Source organism: Methylosarcina fibrata AML-C10, assembly GCF_000372865.1.
Classification (GTDB): Bacteria; Pseudomonadota; Gammaproteobacteria; order Methylococcales; family Methylomonadaceae; genus Methylosarcina; species Methylosarcina fibrata.
Genome location: NZ_KB889965.1, coordinates 1,145,859 through 1,162,029, shown reverse-complemented (window position 1 = coordinate 1,162,029; position 16,171 = coordinate 1,145,859). Strand labels below are relative to the sequence as shown.

Annotated in this window: 16 protein-coding genes; 10 read left to right on the top strand and 6 right to left on the bottom strand. The window is 54.5% G+C overall.

Going from position 1 to position 16,171, the window contains the following annotated elements; all coding sequences use genetic code 11:
• Window positions 1–24 precede the first annotated feature (24 nt).
• The 10 genes from A3OW_RS0105650 to A3OW_RS0105600 all read left to right on the top strand — a co-directional run bounded on the left by A3OW_RS0105650 (window position 25) and on the right by A3OW_RS0105600 (window position 8,842).
• On the top strand, window positions 25–1,023 hold the full coding sequence (locus A3OW_RS0105650; RefSeq protein WP_020562454.1) for an AfsR/SARP family transcriptional regulator: 999 nt from the start codon (window positions 25–27) through the stop codon (window positions 1,021–1,023).
• A 301-nt stretch (window positions 1,024–1,324) separates the two neighbouring features.
• A complete protein-coding gene (locus tag A3OW_RS26270; RefSeq protein WP_020562453.1) occupies window positions 1,325–2,008 on the top strand; it encodes a hypothetical protein in 684 nt (227 codons plus the stop codon).
• A 42-nt stretch (window positions 2,009–2,050) separates the two neighbouring features.
• Window positions 2,051–2,692 carry a hypothetical protein gene (locus A3OW_RS0105640; RefSeq protein WP_020562452.1) on the top strand — a complete coding sequence of 214 codons (642 nt, stop codon included), beginning with the start codon at window positions 2,051–2,053 and terminating at the stop codon, window positions 2,690–2,692.
• 78 nt (window positions 2,693–2,770) lie between these two features.
• On the top strand, window positions 2,771–3,400 hold the full coding sequence (locus A3OW_RS0105635; protein WP_020562451.1) for a hypothetical protein: 630 nt from the start codon (window positions 2,771–2,773) through the stop codon (window positions 3,398–3,400).
• 421 nt (window positions 3,401–3,821) lie between these two features.
• On the top strand, window positions 3,822–3,965 hold the full coding sequence (locus tag A3OW_RS27650) for a hypothetical protein (protein ID WP_020562450.1): 144 nt from the start codon (window positions 3,822–3,824) through the stop codon (window positions 3,963–3,965).
• A gap of 146 nt (window positions 3,966–4,111) precedes the next feature.
• Complete coding sequence (locus A3OW_RS0105625) at window positions 4,112–4,357, top strand: hypothetical protein (RefSeq protein WP_157385798.1); 246 nt, start codon at window positions 4,112–4,114, stop codon at window positions 4,355–4,357.
• 149 nt (window positions 4,358–4,506) lie between these two features.
• The gene (locus A3OW_RS0105620; protein WP_020562448.1) at window positions 4,507–6,186 is read left to right on the top strand and encodes a choice-of-anchor tandem repeat GloVer-containing protein; all 1,680 of its coding nucleotides are present in this window, start codon (window positions 4,507–4,509) and stop codon (window positions 6,184–6,186) included.
• A 70-nt stretch (window positions 6,187–6,256) separates the two neighbouring features.
• Window positions 6,257–7,370, top strand: a protein-coding gene (locus A3OW_RS26925) for an IS630 family transposase (RefSeq protein WP_085984322.1) whose coding sequence is annotated in 2 segments (ribosomal slippage) — window positions 6,257–6,684 and window positions 6,683–7,370 — 1,116 coding nt in all. Because the reading frame shifts where the segments join, the coding sequence is not laid out codon by codon here.
• Complete coding sequence (locus A3OW_RS0105605; RefSeq protein WP_332309821.1) at window positions 7,371–8,234, top strand: choice-of-anchor tandem repeat GloVer-containing protein; 864 nt, start codon at window positions 7,371–7,373, stop codon at window positions 8,232–8,234.
• 77 nt (window positions 8,235–8,311) lie between these two features.
• Window positions 8,312–8,842, top strand: coding sequence for a YkgJ family cysteine cluster protein (locus A3OW_RS0105600; protein WP_020562446.1), 531 nt, complete (start codon window positions 8,312–8,314; stop codon window positions 8,840–8,842).
• A 43-nt stretch (window positions 8,843–8,885) separates the two neighbouring features.
• On the opposite strand, the gene A3OW_RS0105595 is transcribed toward A3OW_RS0105600, so the two are convergent.
• The 6 genes from A3OW_RS0105595 to A3OW_RS0105570 all read right to left on the bottom strand — a co-directional run bounded on the left by A3OW_RS0105595 (window position 8,886) and on the right by A3OW_RS0105570 (window position 15,845).
• On the bottom strand, window positions 8,886–9,161 hold the full coding sequence (locus A3OW_RS0105595) for a YceK/YidQ family lipoprotein (protein ID WP_020562445.1): 276 nt from the start codon (window positions 9,159–9,161) through the stop codon (window positions 8,886–8,888).
• 5 nt (window positions 9,162–9,166) lie between these two features.
• Window positions 9,167–9,700, bottom strand: coding sequence for a copper resistance protein NlpE (locus tag A3OW_RS0105590; protein ID WP_020562444.1), 534 nt, complete (start codon window positions 9,698–9,700; stop codon window positions 9,167–9,169).
• Between the two features lie 166 nt (window positions 9,701–9,866).
• Window positions 9,867–11,111, bottom strand: coding sequence for a hypothetical protein (locus A3OW_RS0105585; RefSeq protein ID WP_020562443.1), 1,245 nt, complete (start codon window positions 11,109–11,111; stop codon window positions 9,867–9,869).
• A 2-nt stretch (window positions 11,112–11,113) separates the two neighbouring features.
• Window positions 11,114–12,688 carry an MBOAT family O-acyltransferase gene (locus tag A3OW_RS0105580; RefSeq protein ID WP_020562442.1) on the bottom strand — a complete coding sequence of 525 codons (1,575 nt, stop codon included), beginning with the start codon at window positions 12,686–12,688 and terminating at the stop codon, window positions 11,114–11,116.
• A gap of 9 nt (window positions 12,689–12,697) precedes the next feature.
• The gene (locus A3OW_RS0105575) at window positions 12,698–13,051 is read right to left on the bottom strand and encodes a hypothetical protein (RefSeq protein WP_020562441.1); all 354 of its coding nucleotides are present in this window, start codon (window positions 13,049–13,051) and stop codon (window positions 12,698–12,700) included.
• 13 nt (window positions 13,052–13,064) lie between these two features.
• Entirely contained in the window at window positions 13,065–15,845 is a 2,781-nt protein-coding gene (locus A3OW_RS0105570; protein WP_026223354.1) for an Hsp70 family protein, read from the bottom strand.
• Window positions 15,846–16,171 lie beyond the last annotated feature (326 nt).

The window sequence follows — 16,171 nt, the reverse complement described above, 5'->3', positions numbered from 1 at the left end:
CAGGCCAGAACAATTGCCCGGGCCATGAACAGCAGCCTGCTCGAAAATTTCTGTCTGGTAACGGAAGCGAGCGAGGCTTTTCAAACGGGGCAGGAACCGCTCGGATTGGCCCGTCTTGCCGAGGCCCTGGCGTTGAGCCGCGCCATGGGCGGACCTTTCTACGATTTAGGCGGACCGGCCTATTTGGCTCCCTTATACCATCGCGCGCTCGAAGCCGGCATCGAGGTAGAGCTGGTGCAGTTCATGATTCGCCGCTACCGGTTTCCGCCCCCCGATCCGGCCACGGCGTCGGACCGCTGGCCGTGGCCGGTGCGCATTTATACGCTGGGGCGCTTCGAAATCCAGTGCGACGGCCAGCCGCTCCGCTCGACCCGGAAAGCGCAAAACAAACCGCTGGAGCTGATCAAGCTGCTCTGCGCTTTCGGCGGCTCCTCGGTGCATCAGAGCCGGGTGACCGACCTGCTCTGGCCGGACGCGCTGGGCGATGCCGCCGACCAGGCGCTGAACACCACGCTGCACCGCCTCCGTACGCTGTTAAAACACGACCACTCGGTTCGGCTGGAAGACCGCCGCTTGTCGCTCGATCCTCATTGGGTCTGGGTCGACGCCTTGGCGTTCGACCGCATCGCCCACGCTCCGGAACAGGGCGACAGGAAGACGCTGCAAGCCGCCCTGAACCGCTACCGCGGGCATTTTCTGGAAGGCGAAACCGCCGCCTGGGCCTTGGCCTTTCGGGAACGCCTGCGCAGCCATTTTCTGAAACTGTCGGAGCGCCTCGGCTCGCTGCTGGAACAGGAAGAAGACTGGCCGGCCGCCCTCGATTGCTACCATCGGGTCGTCGAAATCGAACCGGCGGCGGAAAGCTTTTACCGCCGGCTGATGATCTGCCAGGCTCAACTGGGCCGGCGCGCCGAAGCGCTGGCCGTCTATCAGCGCTGCCGCCGGGTGCTGCTGACCCACCTGGGCATCAGCCCGACCGCCGAAACGCAAAATCTTTATCAAAAACTGATCGACAGCGAGTAGGGTACGCACCGCGTACCTTCTCAAAACGGGCAGAGGGATCGAATTCCTGGTACGCGGTGCGTACCCTACCTTGCTGATTTCCATGAACGCCTTCGGTGGGTGTTCGTCCAGCATTGACTGAAAAAAATCTTCCAATCTGTAACCTATCTGTAAGGTTATACCCGGTAGCCTACCTCTGCGGCTGAAAGCAATCAACCTCGACCCGTAGGGTTGGCGAAAAAGCCGTAGAGAATCGACCGGCGCCAGGCAGACCAGACTTGGTGTCAGGCGTTGATAACTATTGACTAAACAGGGGGCTACCATGTTCAAAAAACATCTTTTCACCAACACACACAAACTCTTTGCAGGATTGCTTGTCGGCGCCCTAATGGCACCTTCGATAGCGTTTGCGTACTCGACGCCCACCGTTCTGGGTAAGACGGTAGGAGAATGGTCGGCCAAATGGTGGCAGTGGGCTCTTGCCATTCCGGCCTCGGTTAACCCCATGCTGGATACTACCGGGGCTTTTTGTGATGTGAATCAAACAGGTCCGGCCTGGTTCCTGGCGGGCGTTTTTACCGGCGGCACCGCCGACCGTAACTGCATTGTTCCCAAAGGGAAGTACATTTTGTTTCCGATCGTCAACTCCTTCTGGATCAATTCTGCCTGGGACGATCCGCACACCGAAACCGAGTACCGACAGTTTGCAAACGATACTCTCCCGCCGTCAATTGGAGGCGATCTCGAAGCGACTTTGGATGGACAACCGATTATTTTCAATCCCGACACACCGATCGTAAGAAGTCAATCGCCGGTGTTCACGGCCAATTTCCCGGTTGATAACGTCTTCGGCCTGGATCCGAACGGCCTGACCGGCTACCCGATCGTTTCCGACGGCTTCTGGGTAATGCTGCCGCCTCTCAATCCCGGCGAGCACGTGCTGCATTTCCGGGCGGGAGAGACTCAGGATATTACTTATCACTTAACAATTGGTAGCCGGCCGTAATTGCTTATTATCCGTTGAAAATAAAGTTGAGGAGTGATAATCATGAACACAACCATGAAATCTATTTGCGCCACTTGCAGCATGATCGCCTCTATCTCTATGCCGTTAATCGCAGGGGCAGCTAATTCCGTTTTTTCAGGTAAAGAAGCGTATGTAGCTGCTTCTGTATCCGACGGTGTCAATTACAGTATAAGAATTAGAGCTTTCGAAAATGCTTCTAAGAGCAAATCGGCCAAAGGCAGCTCAAGCGGCGCTTATATAGAGGGTTACATTTTTGATGAAGATTATTTTTATTACTTTTGGGGGGAGACAACGACTATTGAATTTAACGCAACAAAAACAGGCGGCTTCCCAGAAAAGGTTACCGCTTCTGGATCAATTCCGGGAACATGGTATCCCTTCTGTTATGATGTTATTTGCGATTACGATTCCTATGAGGATACAGTACAGTTTAGCGTAGATGCGGAAGCAGTGACGGATCAGGTGGTTAATTGGTCAGGAACGCGCAAGTCCGACTATGGGACACTCAAGCAAAATGCTCATTACAATCAAACTTTCGCTCCTGCCGTTTTTAACGATTTATCCGTCACCAGCCGATTCGACACCCTCAATACTGACACCGCCAGTTATACCTTTGGTGAGGTAGGTAAGAGCAAATCTCATAGTGTGGAAATTACCAAATAATGTTGGCTTAGAGCTTTGATTGTGGATATCGATATGTTTTGGTAATCAGTTGAAAAACAAGATTTAGGGGTGACCATTATGAAAACAACCATGAAATTCATTTTCGCCGCTTTGGGCCTGACCATCGCTGTTTTTTCTCCTTTCATCACAGTGGCGGAGACCTCTGTCTTTTCCGGCCAAGGCGCGGCTGTCTATGCTTCATCTTCGGGAGTAATAAACGAGGTTCCTTATTGGCTACATTTATCAGTTTTTGAAAACGCTTCCAAGAGCAAGTCGGTTAAGGGCGGCTCAAGCGGCGCTTATATAAACGGTTACATTTCTGACGGAGGCTATTTTTATTACTTTTGGGGTGAGACAACAGCCATTGAATTTAACGCATCGAAAGCGGGCAGCTTCCCAGAAAAGGTTACCGCTTCAGGATCGATCCCGATAACGGGATTCTATTGGGGGGAAATGTCTCCTACCACTGACTTTTCCGATACTGTTACATTTAATATTAATGCGGAAGCATTAATCGATCAGGCTTATTCTTCTTCCGGAAAGGATCACTATGACTATGGTTCATTCAAACAAAATGTTTCATGGGATGAAAAAAATGCGCCTGCGTCTTTGAGCGAGTCTTTTATCACGGGATCATTTTTCTCTAAAATTCCCTCAGACAACACTATAAGTCAGAGCAAAGGCCATACTGTGGAGATTATAAAATGAGGTTTACGTTTCTGGTCTGAAGTTGGATGGGAATTTGTCTGATAACTGTTGCAGGTGGATGGCGGAGGGAGCTATGAGGCCTTTGTGACAAAGATCGTGGGGAATTGACAATCAGTCTCAAGCGTTCCTGGCTTATAGCTGAATTAAACATTAACGGATACCCATCGCATCTCCTTGATGCGCTGGGTTTCTTTTTATCCTTCGTCCTCATTCCGATAAAAATATCCCAATCTGTAACCTATCTGTAAGGTTATGACAGGTAGTCTGCTGCCGTGGTTGAAATTCATTGTCAACCATGTGACAGGATGATCCATCAAGCCATTCGAATGGCTATGGAACAACCAGCAAATATTACATTTATTACATTGAGGTATTGACCGGCGAGTTGTCGGCAAACCTCGTTCCTAGTCGAGGAGGCCGCATGATCTCGATTCAAATAGCGATTTGGCGAATGGCCATCTTGGGCATGTTTCTGCTGTTTATCGTCGTGGTGGTTCTTCCGGCCATTACTTTGGAATTGGCCCGGTTCGCGATCGATAAAAGCGAGGGGCTCTTCAGCAGGTAGAGGCGAAGGGACCATACAAAAGTCCGATGCGGGGAGAGGACTTGCCGGGTTTGGCTTTCCGGTTCGAAGGCATGCCTTCGACTAAATGATTAAGGAACGGACATTCTGATAAAAGAACCCAAAAATAATCAATCATGGGGGAGAGCATGAGATCATTTGAATTCATTCATGTGATGGTCACCTGGCTGCTGAGCATGCTGGTTCTGCTCGGCATGCTATTGCTGGTCGGCGCCGTGGCGGCCACCGAATTTCAGTTAATCCAGTCGGTGGGCAAGCTGGATGGATCGCCCTACGGCAAGCTGCTTCAGGATGCCTCCGGCAATTTGTACGGCATGACTTATTTTGGAGGCAGTAAAAGCGTCGGCAGAATATTGATTCGCGTCGGCCGTTGATCCGGGCCGGCGTTTCCTGCTACGGACTGTTCCGCCGCGTCATCGAGGCGCGGCGGAATGGAATGGATAGAACAATGGGGAAGGTCGGGTTACAACAATAAAAGCTCAATCCGATTACGGTACAAACCCACCAGTGAATCGAGGTCAACATGAAAACTTATTTTTTTATCCGCAATTCTATTGTTGTGCTGCTGGCCTGGCTGACCTTGTTGGGTTGGTCTGTATCACACACTGCGGCGGCATCGGTTGAATTTCAATTAATCCAGTCCATGGGGAAACGGGAAGGCACCCCTTACGGAAAGCTGATTGAGGATCCGGAAGGTAATTATTATGGCACTACGTATTACGGAGGAAGCAATGGTGCCGGAACGGTCTTCAAAATTGATTCATCCGGCAATTTTAGCGTCCTGCACGAATTCGACGGAGCCGGCGGCGGGGCTAATCCCTATGCAGGCTTACTACTGGCTAGGGATGGTTATTTCTACGGCACGACTTATGCCGGTGGCGGCAGCAATGCCGGAATCGTGTTTAAGATCAACTCGTCCAAAAATTTCATCGTTATACATGAGTTCGACGGAGACGGCGGCGGCGCCAATCCCTATGCATCGCTGATTCAGGGCAGCGACGGCTATTTCTATGGCACCACTATGACCGGTGGCATAAGCGGTTTCGGAACAGTCTTTGGGCTTGACTCGGCAGGGAACTTCAGCGTACTACACGAGTTCAACGGAACTGATGGCGCATTTCCTTATGCAGAATTGGTTCAGGCAAGTGACGGCAGTTTCTATGGCACCACCGGTTCCGGAGGTATTCAAGACGATGGGACGATCTTCAAGCTTGATCCGTCAGGAGACTTTAGCATCCGCTACGAATTCGATGGGGCCACCGGAGTCGCCAACCCTAATACAGGGTTAATCCAGGGCAGCGACGGCAGTTTCTATGGTGCGACCAACGGCGGATACGGCGGCACGATTTACAAGCTCGATGCCTCCGGGGATTTTAGCATCCTCCATTCTTTTGATTATGGGATCAACTCAGCACCTTCCAGTCTAACTCAAGGACCGGACGGTCATTTTTACGGCACCACTATGACAGGTGGCATTAGTGGTTTCGGAACGGTCTTTGAGCTTGACTCGGCAGGGAACTTCAGCGTACTGCATGAGTTCGACTATGAGCGCGGCGCATGGCCTTATGGCGTAATTCAGGCGAATGACGGCAGCTTCTACGGGACTACGAATGACGGAGGCAGCAACAGTACAGGAACGGTGTTCAAGCTCGATGGGTCGGGAAATTTTACCCTTCTGCATACCTTCGATAAAGCCATGGGAAGTGGGGTCAAGCTGATCCAGGGCAGTGACGGCAATTTTTATGGAACTACTTGGGATGGAGGCATCGGTTTCGGAACGCTGTTCAAACTGGACGCGGCCGGAAATACCGATATCTTGTACGAATTTGAGGCAACCGAAGATTTGTCCTCCGCCAATCCGTCTAATTTAATCCAGGGGACGGACGCTAGTTTTTACGGAACTACAGAACGAGGCGGCAGTAACGGCTTCGGAACGATTTTTAAACTGGATCCGTCGGGGAGTTTCAGCATTCTGCATTCGTTCGATTCTACAGACGGCTCAGGTCCCACCAATCTAATTCAGGGACATGATGGCCTTTTTTACGGGACTACTGCGGGTGGTGGCGGTAACGGTGGCGGAACATTTTTCAAAATCGATCCGTCCGGGAATTTTAACGTTCTACAAGAGTTTTGGCCGAATTTGGGAGGATATATCAAATCAGGAATGTTTCAGGGAAGTGATGGTAGTAGTCAGTCAATTTAAATCAAAAGGATATATTGGGCTTGTAAGTCACTCTATAGTGGCATTGATGGTTACTGATTGAGGTCAAGCAATGCCAGCTCTTAAATACAAAGTCAATCTGACTGAAGACGAAAAGCGTGGCTTGGAAGCCATGATCAACAAAGGAAAAGCCGCGGCACGCCATCTGACACGCGCGCGAATTTTATTAAAAGCGGCAGCGGGTATTCAGGATAAAGACATTATCCAAGCTTTGGGTGTCTCGGAATCAATGGTGTTGACGACGCGCCAACGGTGTGTGGAAGAAGGCCCGGAAGCCGCCCTGAAAGAACGCCCCCGTCCAGGACGTGCCCCAAAACTGACGGAGAAGCAGGCCGCCCATATTATCGCCTTGGCTTGTAGTGAGGCGCCGACAGGGCATGATCACTGGACCTTGCGGTTGTTGGCGGACAAAGTGGTGGAATTAGCGTATGCCGACCGTTGCAGCTATGAAACCATCCGTCAGCTTTTAAAAAAACACTCTCAAACCCTGGCAGAAGCAAGAGTGGTGCATTCCCGAGGTGAGTGCTGAATTTGTCGCGGCGATGGAAGACGTGCTGGACCTTTATGAAGAACCCTACGATCCGTTGCGCCCGGTTGTGTGTTTCGACGAAAGTCCGAAGCAACTCATTGCGGAAGTCCGCCAACCTCTCCCGCCTGAGCCCGGTCAACCGGCCCGCTATGACACCGGCTATGAACGGAAAGGCGTCTGCGATTTGATGATGATCTGCGAACCTAAACGCGGTTTTCGGCAGGTGGACATCACCGCGCGGCGGACCAAAATCGAATTCGCGCACAGCATGAAGCATATCGCTGAACTTTATCCGGACGCGGCGGTGATCCGGGTGGTGCTGGACAATCTGAATACCCATAAAATGGCGTCTTTGTATGAAGCCTTTCCAGCAGAGCAAGCCCGTGAATTGGCGCGACGGCTGGAGTTCCACTACACGCCCAAGCATGGCAGTTGGCTAAACATCGCTGAGATCGAACTGGCCGTCTTGTCGAACATGTGTTTATCACAGCGGATACCGGACACAGAGAGCCTCCGGCGTGAGGTCGAAGCCAATATCCTACCGCGCAACACCAAGGCGACGCCCGTCAATTGGCGATTTACGACGCAACAGGCACGACGTAAACTGGCTCGCCTGTATCCTTGTGTTTCTTCGTGACTGACTAGTAGCTTCTATGGCATTAATACTTTCGGAGGAAATTACGTCTGGTACGGGACCGTAATCAAGCTCGATTCGTCCGGGATTATGAGCGTCCTCTACTCGTTTGGTGATGATGGCAGTTATGGTTATGCCGCCGGGCTGATCCAAGGCGGCGATAGTAATCTGTACGGTACTACATATCATGGAGGCAGTCTGGGTTTCGGAAAAGTATTCAAACTTGACCTGTCCGGGAATTTTAGCGTACTGCACAACTTTGATGGAGACAGCGGCGGTGCGAACCCTTCTTACGGCTTAATCCAGACCGACGACGGCAATTTTTACGGCACCACCTTGGGTGGCGGCAGCAATGACGCAGGGACGATATTCAAGCTCGACACTTCCGATAATTTTAGTATTGTCTACGATTTTGACGGCCAAGCTAACGGAGGCAACCCGGGCGCTGGTCTGTTTAAGGGCAATGACGGCAACATTTATGGTATTACGTCCAGCGGCGGCCAATACGGAGGAGGTACCTTCTTTCGATTAATCGACAGCCCCATCGCGCTTGAATCCAGCGCCAATCCCTCGCTGCGCGGGCAACGGGTGACCTTTACCGCAACGGTGACCGGCAACAGTCCCACAGGATCGGTCCGGTTTCTGAAAGGCACGAAAAGCCTCGGTTCCGTCCCGCTGATCGGCGGAGTGGCAAGGCTTTCGACGTCGCGCCTGAAAATCGGCAGCCACAGCATCACCGCCGTGTACAGCGGCGACGCCAATAATGCCTCGGTCACCAGTGCGCCGCTCGTGCAAGTGATCAGAGCGGCAACAAAGAAAGAACCAAGAGCCCGGCCCAGGGGAAATTGGGGACAAGGGAATCGATAAGCCGACAGGCCGGAGCACATTGAGCAAAGTTAAAGGCTAAACGACAGAAACTTTCGCTTGCTTTATAATACTTTGACATGACTTCATCCGATCTCCAGATAAGCCCGCTCGTCCAGCTCCACGCCGATATTGAAACGCGCGTGCGGGCCATTCGGGATAACCACCGCGATTGGCTATGCCGCATGGGCTGCGACGGCTGTTGCCGGCGGCTTGCCGAAGTGCCTCGGCTGACTTCGGCGGAATGGGAATGGCTGAAGGAAGGGCTGGCCGCGTTGCCTTCGGAGCTGCTTCGGGAGATCGGCCGGGACATCGCCGCTCTCGCCGGGCAGTCGGTGCGTCCCATCGTCTGCCCGCTGTTGGACCGCTCGGCGGGAAGCTGCCGGGTTTATGCCCATCGCCCGGTTGCTTGCCGCACCTATGGGTTCTACGTTCAGCGCGGGCTGGGGCTTTACTGCAAGGATATCGAGTCCCGCGTGGCCGAAGGCGCCTGGTCCGACGTGGTGTGGGGCAACCAGGACGCCGTCGACCGCCGTCTGCAAGGTCTGGGCGAGACGCACGAATTAACGGAGTGGTTTTGCCGATGGCAAAAGGACGGCAACGAGACTTAAAATCCACAGCCCCGCCGAGGACCCGCGTTTTCTTCGCTGAACGTCAGTGAAAAATCTCCGCGCAAACCGCCAGCGGCAAGAACATCGAATCCAAAGCGAAGCTCAACGGCAGATCGACCAACGGGTATTCCGGCGGTTCGATCTTGTATTTTTTGAGCGCGATCTCGTCGCCGGTCACGGCCGCCCAGTCCAGGCGGGTTCCGCTATAAACAAATAGGCGCTCGTTTAACGGAAGATCCGTATCCAGCGTTTTAAACGTAGCGCAGCCGGACAAGCCCATCAGGCAGATACCGCCGTAAATCAATTGTTTGAGCAGCAAAGATGTTAGTGAATGTGCACTTCGCGCGACTTGTAGGTATCGCTGCTGCGCAAAATATAGCGGCCCGCATCCCGGCTGATCCGGCTGCCGTCTTCATTCAACTGGATGAGCGTTCCTTCGTCTTCGATATGAAAACGCCGCGGTTTCGTTCCTCCTTTGGTTGGCGTTAATACGACGGTGCGTTTTTCGTCGTCCCAATCGTATTTGCCTCTTTCGTAAAATTCGCGAGAAGATTCTCGTGCCGGCTGGGTCACCAGGAGATAACTGTTCTTTTGTTTCAGAGACAAGGTCGTCTTAACCCCGGCGCAATCGTCGCAGGGCAGATAGCCGTAAAAAATGCCGTGAAATTCCTGGCTGCTATCGGCATGGTTTTGATGCGCCGAGTGGTCGGTTGCGGTTGGCTGCCGGCTGGATCGCGCTTTGGCGAAACCTTCCTGTGCTTCGATGTCCGTGGCCGCCATGGCGGGCGCTGCGGAAAGCAGACTGCCGAAAAGAAGCAAAGCCAGAGGGTATTTTAATGGATTATTGAATGCTCGCATGTTGATTTCCGGAAAATAACGAGGGTTTTACTAATAGACTACGGAAAGGAAAATTTACCAGATTTGGCGAAAAGGAGCTTCTAAATTTTCTGGACAAGAGATGGAATTGATCAATCATGATTGTCTTGCGGCAACGGCAACGGCAACGGTACCGGCGCTTGAACGATTATTGTTTTTTCAGCGCGACAAGATCGGCTCCGTCTTCCTTGCAGGAGCTTTCCCGTTTCGCCTGCAAGGCCATGGCCTCGATTTCGGCAATGTCGGCCGGATGGCTTTGCCGATAGTGCTCCCGAGCCTGCCGAAGGGCGGCAAGATGAGGCTCGACAGTCGTCGGAGTCAGGTTCACTCCGAAATCGCCGGGCAGAGCCCTCCCGGTCGCTTTCAGATTAAACAATCGGTCCAATACCAGATCGCCGACGGCGGGTTGGTAATGAGATGAATCAATATAGCCCAACATCCCCGCCCGGCTGCCGGCTTCAGGCAAGTCTTCGGTCGATACGCTGTGGTAGCCGCTGAAATCCCATAACGGAAACGGCGCCTGTTCGAACCGCTCGGCTTCTTCCCGATTGATCCGGACCAGTCTTCGTTTCCATTCCTCCCATCGGCTCCACAAGCCGACCGCGCCCAGGACTTCCCATTGCCGGGCGTGCGACGGGGAAATGAACAGATAGAGCTTGACGTGCCGCCGATGGGCCAGCGCGATGATCGCGCGCAGAGCCGAGAGAGGATCGCTCCGGTAACGCTTTCCCCGTTCCATGCGGTCGGCTTCGAAAGCATACCGGCACTCCGGGCTCGGCAGATAGGTGCCGCCCCACATGTAACTTTTTTCCGAAGCCAGAAAAGCCTGTCTGGAGTATTTTTTCGGTTTGTTTTCTCGTGTCTGATCCGGCCTGATCGGAGGCTTGCCGGGTCGAAAAAGGGACTTCCCGCTGGCCAGCAACGTATCGAACGAAAGCAGCAATTGCCACTTTCGGTCGGCAGCGAAATTATCCGGCGTGAAATCGTCCGGGGCGGTTAACCAGGCGTTGGAGGCAAAAAAATCCAGGCCGACGACCGCGGTCTTAAGATCGGAACGCTCCGCAACGAATTTGAAAATCAGCTCGGTCTCGGCGTTGGTCTGCGCCGGAGTCGCCAGATTGACGGCCCTTTGCCCGAGAAAGCCTTCATGCTTTGGACTCAAGCCGGCGTCGGCCCGGGACGTGCCCAGAATCAGCGCATCCATTTTTTGACGCGCGTAGCCGACCATCTTGAATATCCGGCGGTTCGTGGCCACGGCGGGTTTAGTTTCGTTGATGCCCTTGAGCAGCGGCGTACCGAAGATGCCGTAGGGGTCGGCCAGTCCGTTGACGGCCACGGCTGTTCCCAGCAGCAGACAGCAAGACAGCAGCAGGTGAAAAAGATAACGGTCCATGTTTAAAACCTGAAATACAGAAATTCGCTGACCTGGGTGAAATGAAGCAGGGTCAGGGCGAACAGAAGCCCCGCCGCCCAGGCGTGAACCGGTTTGGGCTGCCAATGCCACCATTTCGGTGCCCGGCTGCCGCGCTGTGGTTCGTGCTCCTCGTTAACCATTGCACTTTCGTCCAGAACGGGGCGGTACTGCCGGAAACAGCTCTGCACGTTCGGTAAACGGAACGCGATGATCGACGCGAGCATCACCGTCAGGATGGCCTGGCCGGAATCCAGTCCGGTCAAACTCAAGGTGCCGTCGAACCTTGCCCCTGCGTGCTTCAGCATTTGTCCGAGCGGAGACATTGCCATTTTCGCCGACACGGAAACTCCATTGAGGCCCAGCATGCCCCGAATCATCCTCATCGCGGCGTCGACGTTTTCCGCCCGGAAAAACACCCAGCCGAGGACGACCAGCAGGAAAGTCAGAACGGCGGAAGCAACGTCAAAGCTTCTGCTGTCTCTGTTCCAGTTCAGGCGCCGTTTGAGCTCAAGCCACAGATGATTCACCGTCAGATAAAAGCCGTGCAAGCCGCCCCAGATCACAAAAGTCCAGCCGGCGCCGTGCCAGAGGCCGCCCAGCAGCATCGTGATCATCAGGTTCAGATACCGTCGGCCTTCGCCCTTGCGGTTGCCGCCCAGAGGAATGTACAGATAATCGCGCAGGAAACGGGAAAGCGTCATGTGCCAGCGCCGCCAAAACTCGATGATGCTGGTCGCCCGGTAGGGCGAAGCGAAATTGACCGGCAGGCGGACATTGAACAGCAGCGAAAGGCCGATCGCCATGTCGGAATAGCCGGAAAAATCGAAATAAAGCTGGAAGGTGTAAGCCAACGCGCCGAGCCAAGCTTCGATCAGCAAGGGTTGCCCGCCCGAAGCGGCGGCGTTGAAAATGGGCGTGGCGAACTCGGCCAACGAATCGGCGATCAGCACTTTCTTGGCCAATCCCAGGATGAATATCGTCAGGCCGACCGCCACGTTTTCCCGGTCAATCCGGCCATGACCGGGCAGGGCGAACTGCGGCATCATCTCCTTGTGATGCAGTACGGGACCTGCGATCAGATGAGGAAAATAGGTGACGAACAGCGTGTAATGGACGAAATCGGTTTCCCTGACTTTGCCCTGGTACGCATCGACCAGAAAAGCGATCTGGGTGAAAGTAAAAAAGGAAATGCCCAACGGCAGGATGACTTCCGGCGCCGCCAGGTCCAGGTTGGTCCAGCCGTTCAGGTTTTCGATAAAAAAATTGAAATATTTGAAATAGCCCAGCAGCAGCAAGTTGGCTGTGACCGCCAGGATACATATCGCCTTGGTCCGGCCTCGGCCTGGACCGGTGATGGCCTGGCCGGCGGCGTAATTAAAGCCGATCGAACCCAGCAGCAGAAGCACGTAACGGGCATCCCACCAGCCGTAAAAAAAGAGGGAGGCCAGGGCCAGCCACAAGGAAGCCAGGCGTGGACTCAGCCTTCCCAGACCGTAAAAGCCGATGAAAACCATGGGCAGGAAGGCAAAGATAAAAATATGGGAATTGAACAGCATGAAGCAGGGCTACGGCATCTGACTGTATTTTTTGATCTGTTTGATAAATACATAGCCGGTGACGGATCCCCAGGACAGCATATAAACTCCGAGTATGGCGAATTCCAGTTTGTGGGTATTGATTCCTCTAAGATAGTCGGAAATGTAGTCGGCTCCTACCAGCATCAAAACGATAAGGAGTGCCGTCTTCAGCCGGATTACATGCTCGTAAAACACGCCGATGCCCAGCACCAGAAAACCCGCAAAAAACCGTATCGAATTGTGAATCATCATTTCCATGCTCCACATCGACACTTTTAAAGCCGCTTCCAGAAAATAGACCGGAATCAATCCCAATAACAGAATAAGCCCCACTAATTTCATTATTTACCTCGGGTTAGTGTTCATTGATTAATTTCAATCCGGGCGGTAAAGCTTCGCCGAAGATTTGTTTTTCTTCATTTTCGTCCAGCTCTTTATAATGTTCCACCATGTCGATCCAGGAAACGGGCGATTTGTTCAGTTTGAGCTTTTCGATAATTTGCGTGCGCGCTTGCTCGTCGATGTCGCGCGCTCGGTCGCCGCTCATGCGCGCTATGACGGTGGCGGCAAATCCGGCTTGCGGAAATTTCTTCCAGTCCGCGGTCTGGATCTGTTCCAGCCACAGGCAGGCGGTGTCGGGCGGGACGACGTTATGGCTGCTGCCGTGGAAGGGGACGCGGGCACCGATGCGGCCGACCGCCCACCAGGTCTGGCCGGATTCGCCGGCTTTCTGGAGGCGGCTTAACAGCCATTCGCCCAATTGGATTTTCTTCGCCGCCGGCAGACGCTCCAGCACCGCGGCGAGCCGGACGATGTCGTCGTAGCTCCGGTTTTTAAGCTGTTTGGCGACTGCGGGCTGCCGCGCGGCCGACGGGTTCAGGTATTTGGCGACGTCGTCGAAAATCCGTTCCTGCGCCGCTGCATCAAGCCCTCCGGCGACACGCCGCCAAAACGTCCACCATTCGCTCCAGTTCTGGATTTCATTGACGTACTGGATGCCTTGGGGATAGTTTTTCCACAATTGTTCCACGCGCCAGTCGTCCAGAGGATAGCCGAAACCCGGACGCAGACAGAATCCTGCCAGGCTTAACCAGACTCTTTCATGGTGCTCGGAACGTCTTTGATATTTGGCGCCTTCCAGCACGGCCGCAAACAGCTCCCGCAGCAGCGGCGTAGGCCATTCCTGCCGCGGGCTGCCCAGTGCCTTTTCGAGATCGGCACGCAGGCTCTTGACCGCTTTCGGGTCGATTTGCCTGGATTTGGAACCGAAAACCGAATGGATCAATTCCACGGCTTTATGAAACTGCGCGGGCAAAGCGGCGCCGGATTCCAGCCCGGGCAGGCCTTTTTTCCTGACCTGGAATTCCACGTCCCAGCGTTGGCGGCTGTCTTCGACGGCAACGCATTGTATTTTCAGCGTGCCGATTTCAGTCAGGGTGACCGATAATTGCACGACGACTTCGGCTTGTGCCCGGTCATCGCCGCCTCCCAAGGCCACGGCCAGAGGCGGCAGGGAGTGGAACTCATCGGTAATTTCTGCGACGTCGCCGGCTTTGAACGGGGCGTCTCCCGACAAGGAAACCAGATGGAACCGCACCGGCATGCCGAGGCGCAAGGCGAAGCGGCGGTCTTTGAGAATGACTTCTTCTCCTTCCTCGCTGCCTTTCGGCAAAATGCAGACGCCTTGTTTTTCGGGCAGGGCGGCGGATGCTGGCGTCTTGACGGTTCCGGTATCGATCAGCAGAAAAAAAGAGCGCGCGGAGCCGCCGCCGATCTTGAGTTTTTTCTCGCGTCGGGCCAACGCATAGCCGACCGCGCCGAAAGCCACGGCCAGTTCCGGATGATCGTTTTCCAGCAGTACCGGCGGCTGGGTTCGCCAATGAGTGAAAAGATCCTGCACGCGCCGGCTGATCGGCCGGCTTCGAAAAACGCCGCCGTTCAACAACAGCCCGTCGGGTACGGTTCCGTTCCCTGACAAGGCGTCCTGGGCCGCCGCCCGGTGCTGTTTCAGGAACGCAGCGACGTGCTTGCTGACCGCAGGTTCTGCGGCATACGGCAAGCCGAATTCGACGACGCCGCTGCGTTTTTTGTCGGGCAGCTCATCGAGTCCCGAGAGAGGAAAAAAACCGTCCAGCGCGATTTTTTTGACTTCCTCGCGTCCGAGAGGAACCGACCTCGAGCCGCCGATCAGCCGGGAACCGCCGCCGAGCAGGGTGACGGTGACTTGTTCCGGCGCGTCCTCGGCCAGAAGTTTTTCCTTGGCCATCCGGCATTGCTCGATCAGTTGCGACAATTCGGCGGCGGACAAGCGCTGCCCTTCCGGGCACAAGCGGCTTTCGGCCAGGTGGGCCAAGGCCAGATCGAGGTTGTCGCCGCCCAGCATCAAATGATCGCCGACGCCGATACGGGTCAGTTTGGGTTCGGCTTCGCTGTGCTCGACTTTAATCAGGGTCAAATCGGTGGTGCCGCCGCCCACGTCGCACACCAGCAACAGATGAACGTCGGCCAGACGTTCCCTGATGTGGCCGGCGTTCCGTCTGAGCCAGTCGTAACAGACGGCCTGCGGTTCTTCCAGCAGGCGGACCCGAGGTAATCCCGCAAGCCGGGCGGCTTCCAGGGTCAGCGACCGGGCCGCTTCATCGAATGAGGCCGGAACGGTGATCACGATGTCCTGATCCGGCAGCGGCGCTTCCGGAAAGCGGTAGCTCCATACGGTCCGGACGTGCGCCAGATAGCTGGCGCTGGCGTCGACGGGCGAAATCTTGCTCACGTCGTCTCCGCCGCCCCACGGTAAAATGTCGGCCGCATGATCGACCGAAGGATGCGAAAGCCAGCTTTTGGCGCTGGCGACCAGCCGCCCTTTGCTTTTGGCCCCCAACACACGGGCGGCTTCGCCGATGACGGCGCCGCCGGCCGCAGCAAACGCGACATCCGCATCCGACAACTCTCCCTCGGCCGCATGATAACGCACCGACGGCAACAGCGCCCTGGCGGCTACCTGACCCGGAGCCACCAGTTGCTCGATCTGAAACAGATGTATTTCGGCCTGAGGCGGGTCGATACGGGCATAAGCGACGGCGGTATGCGTCGTACCCAGGTCGATGCCGACCACATAGCGAGGTGAGGAAGAGTGCACGATGATTTTCTTCAATAAATTAGGAATAAATACGGGATCTGCGAGGAGCTGCTTTCACAAGTTTGAACGCCGCTACGGATAGCGCAGATGGAATGGACAATCTTATTATCTGGCCGGCATTAAGGCAATAGCGACCATCCGGCATGCCTCGTACAGGCGTTGAATGGAACGGCCGATTCGTTCCGGCCAGCGGCGGGAGGATTTTCTGTCGTGGATAGCAGCGAAGGAAAATTGGCGACTTAATTTTTTGTTAAGCTGCGATTCAGGTTATAATAGCCTATAAACATTACTGTTTATTTATCCCAAGCATTTGTTTTACCACAAAG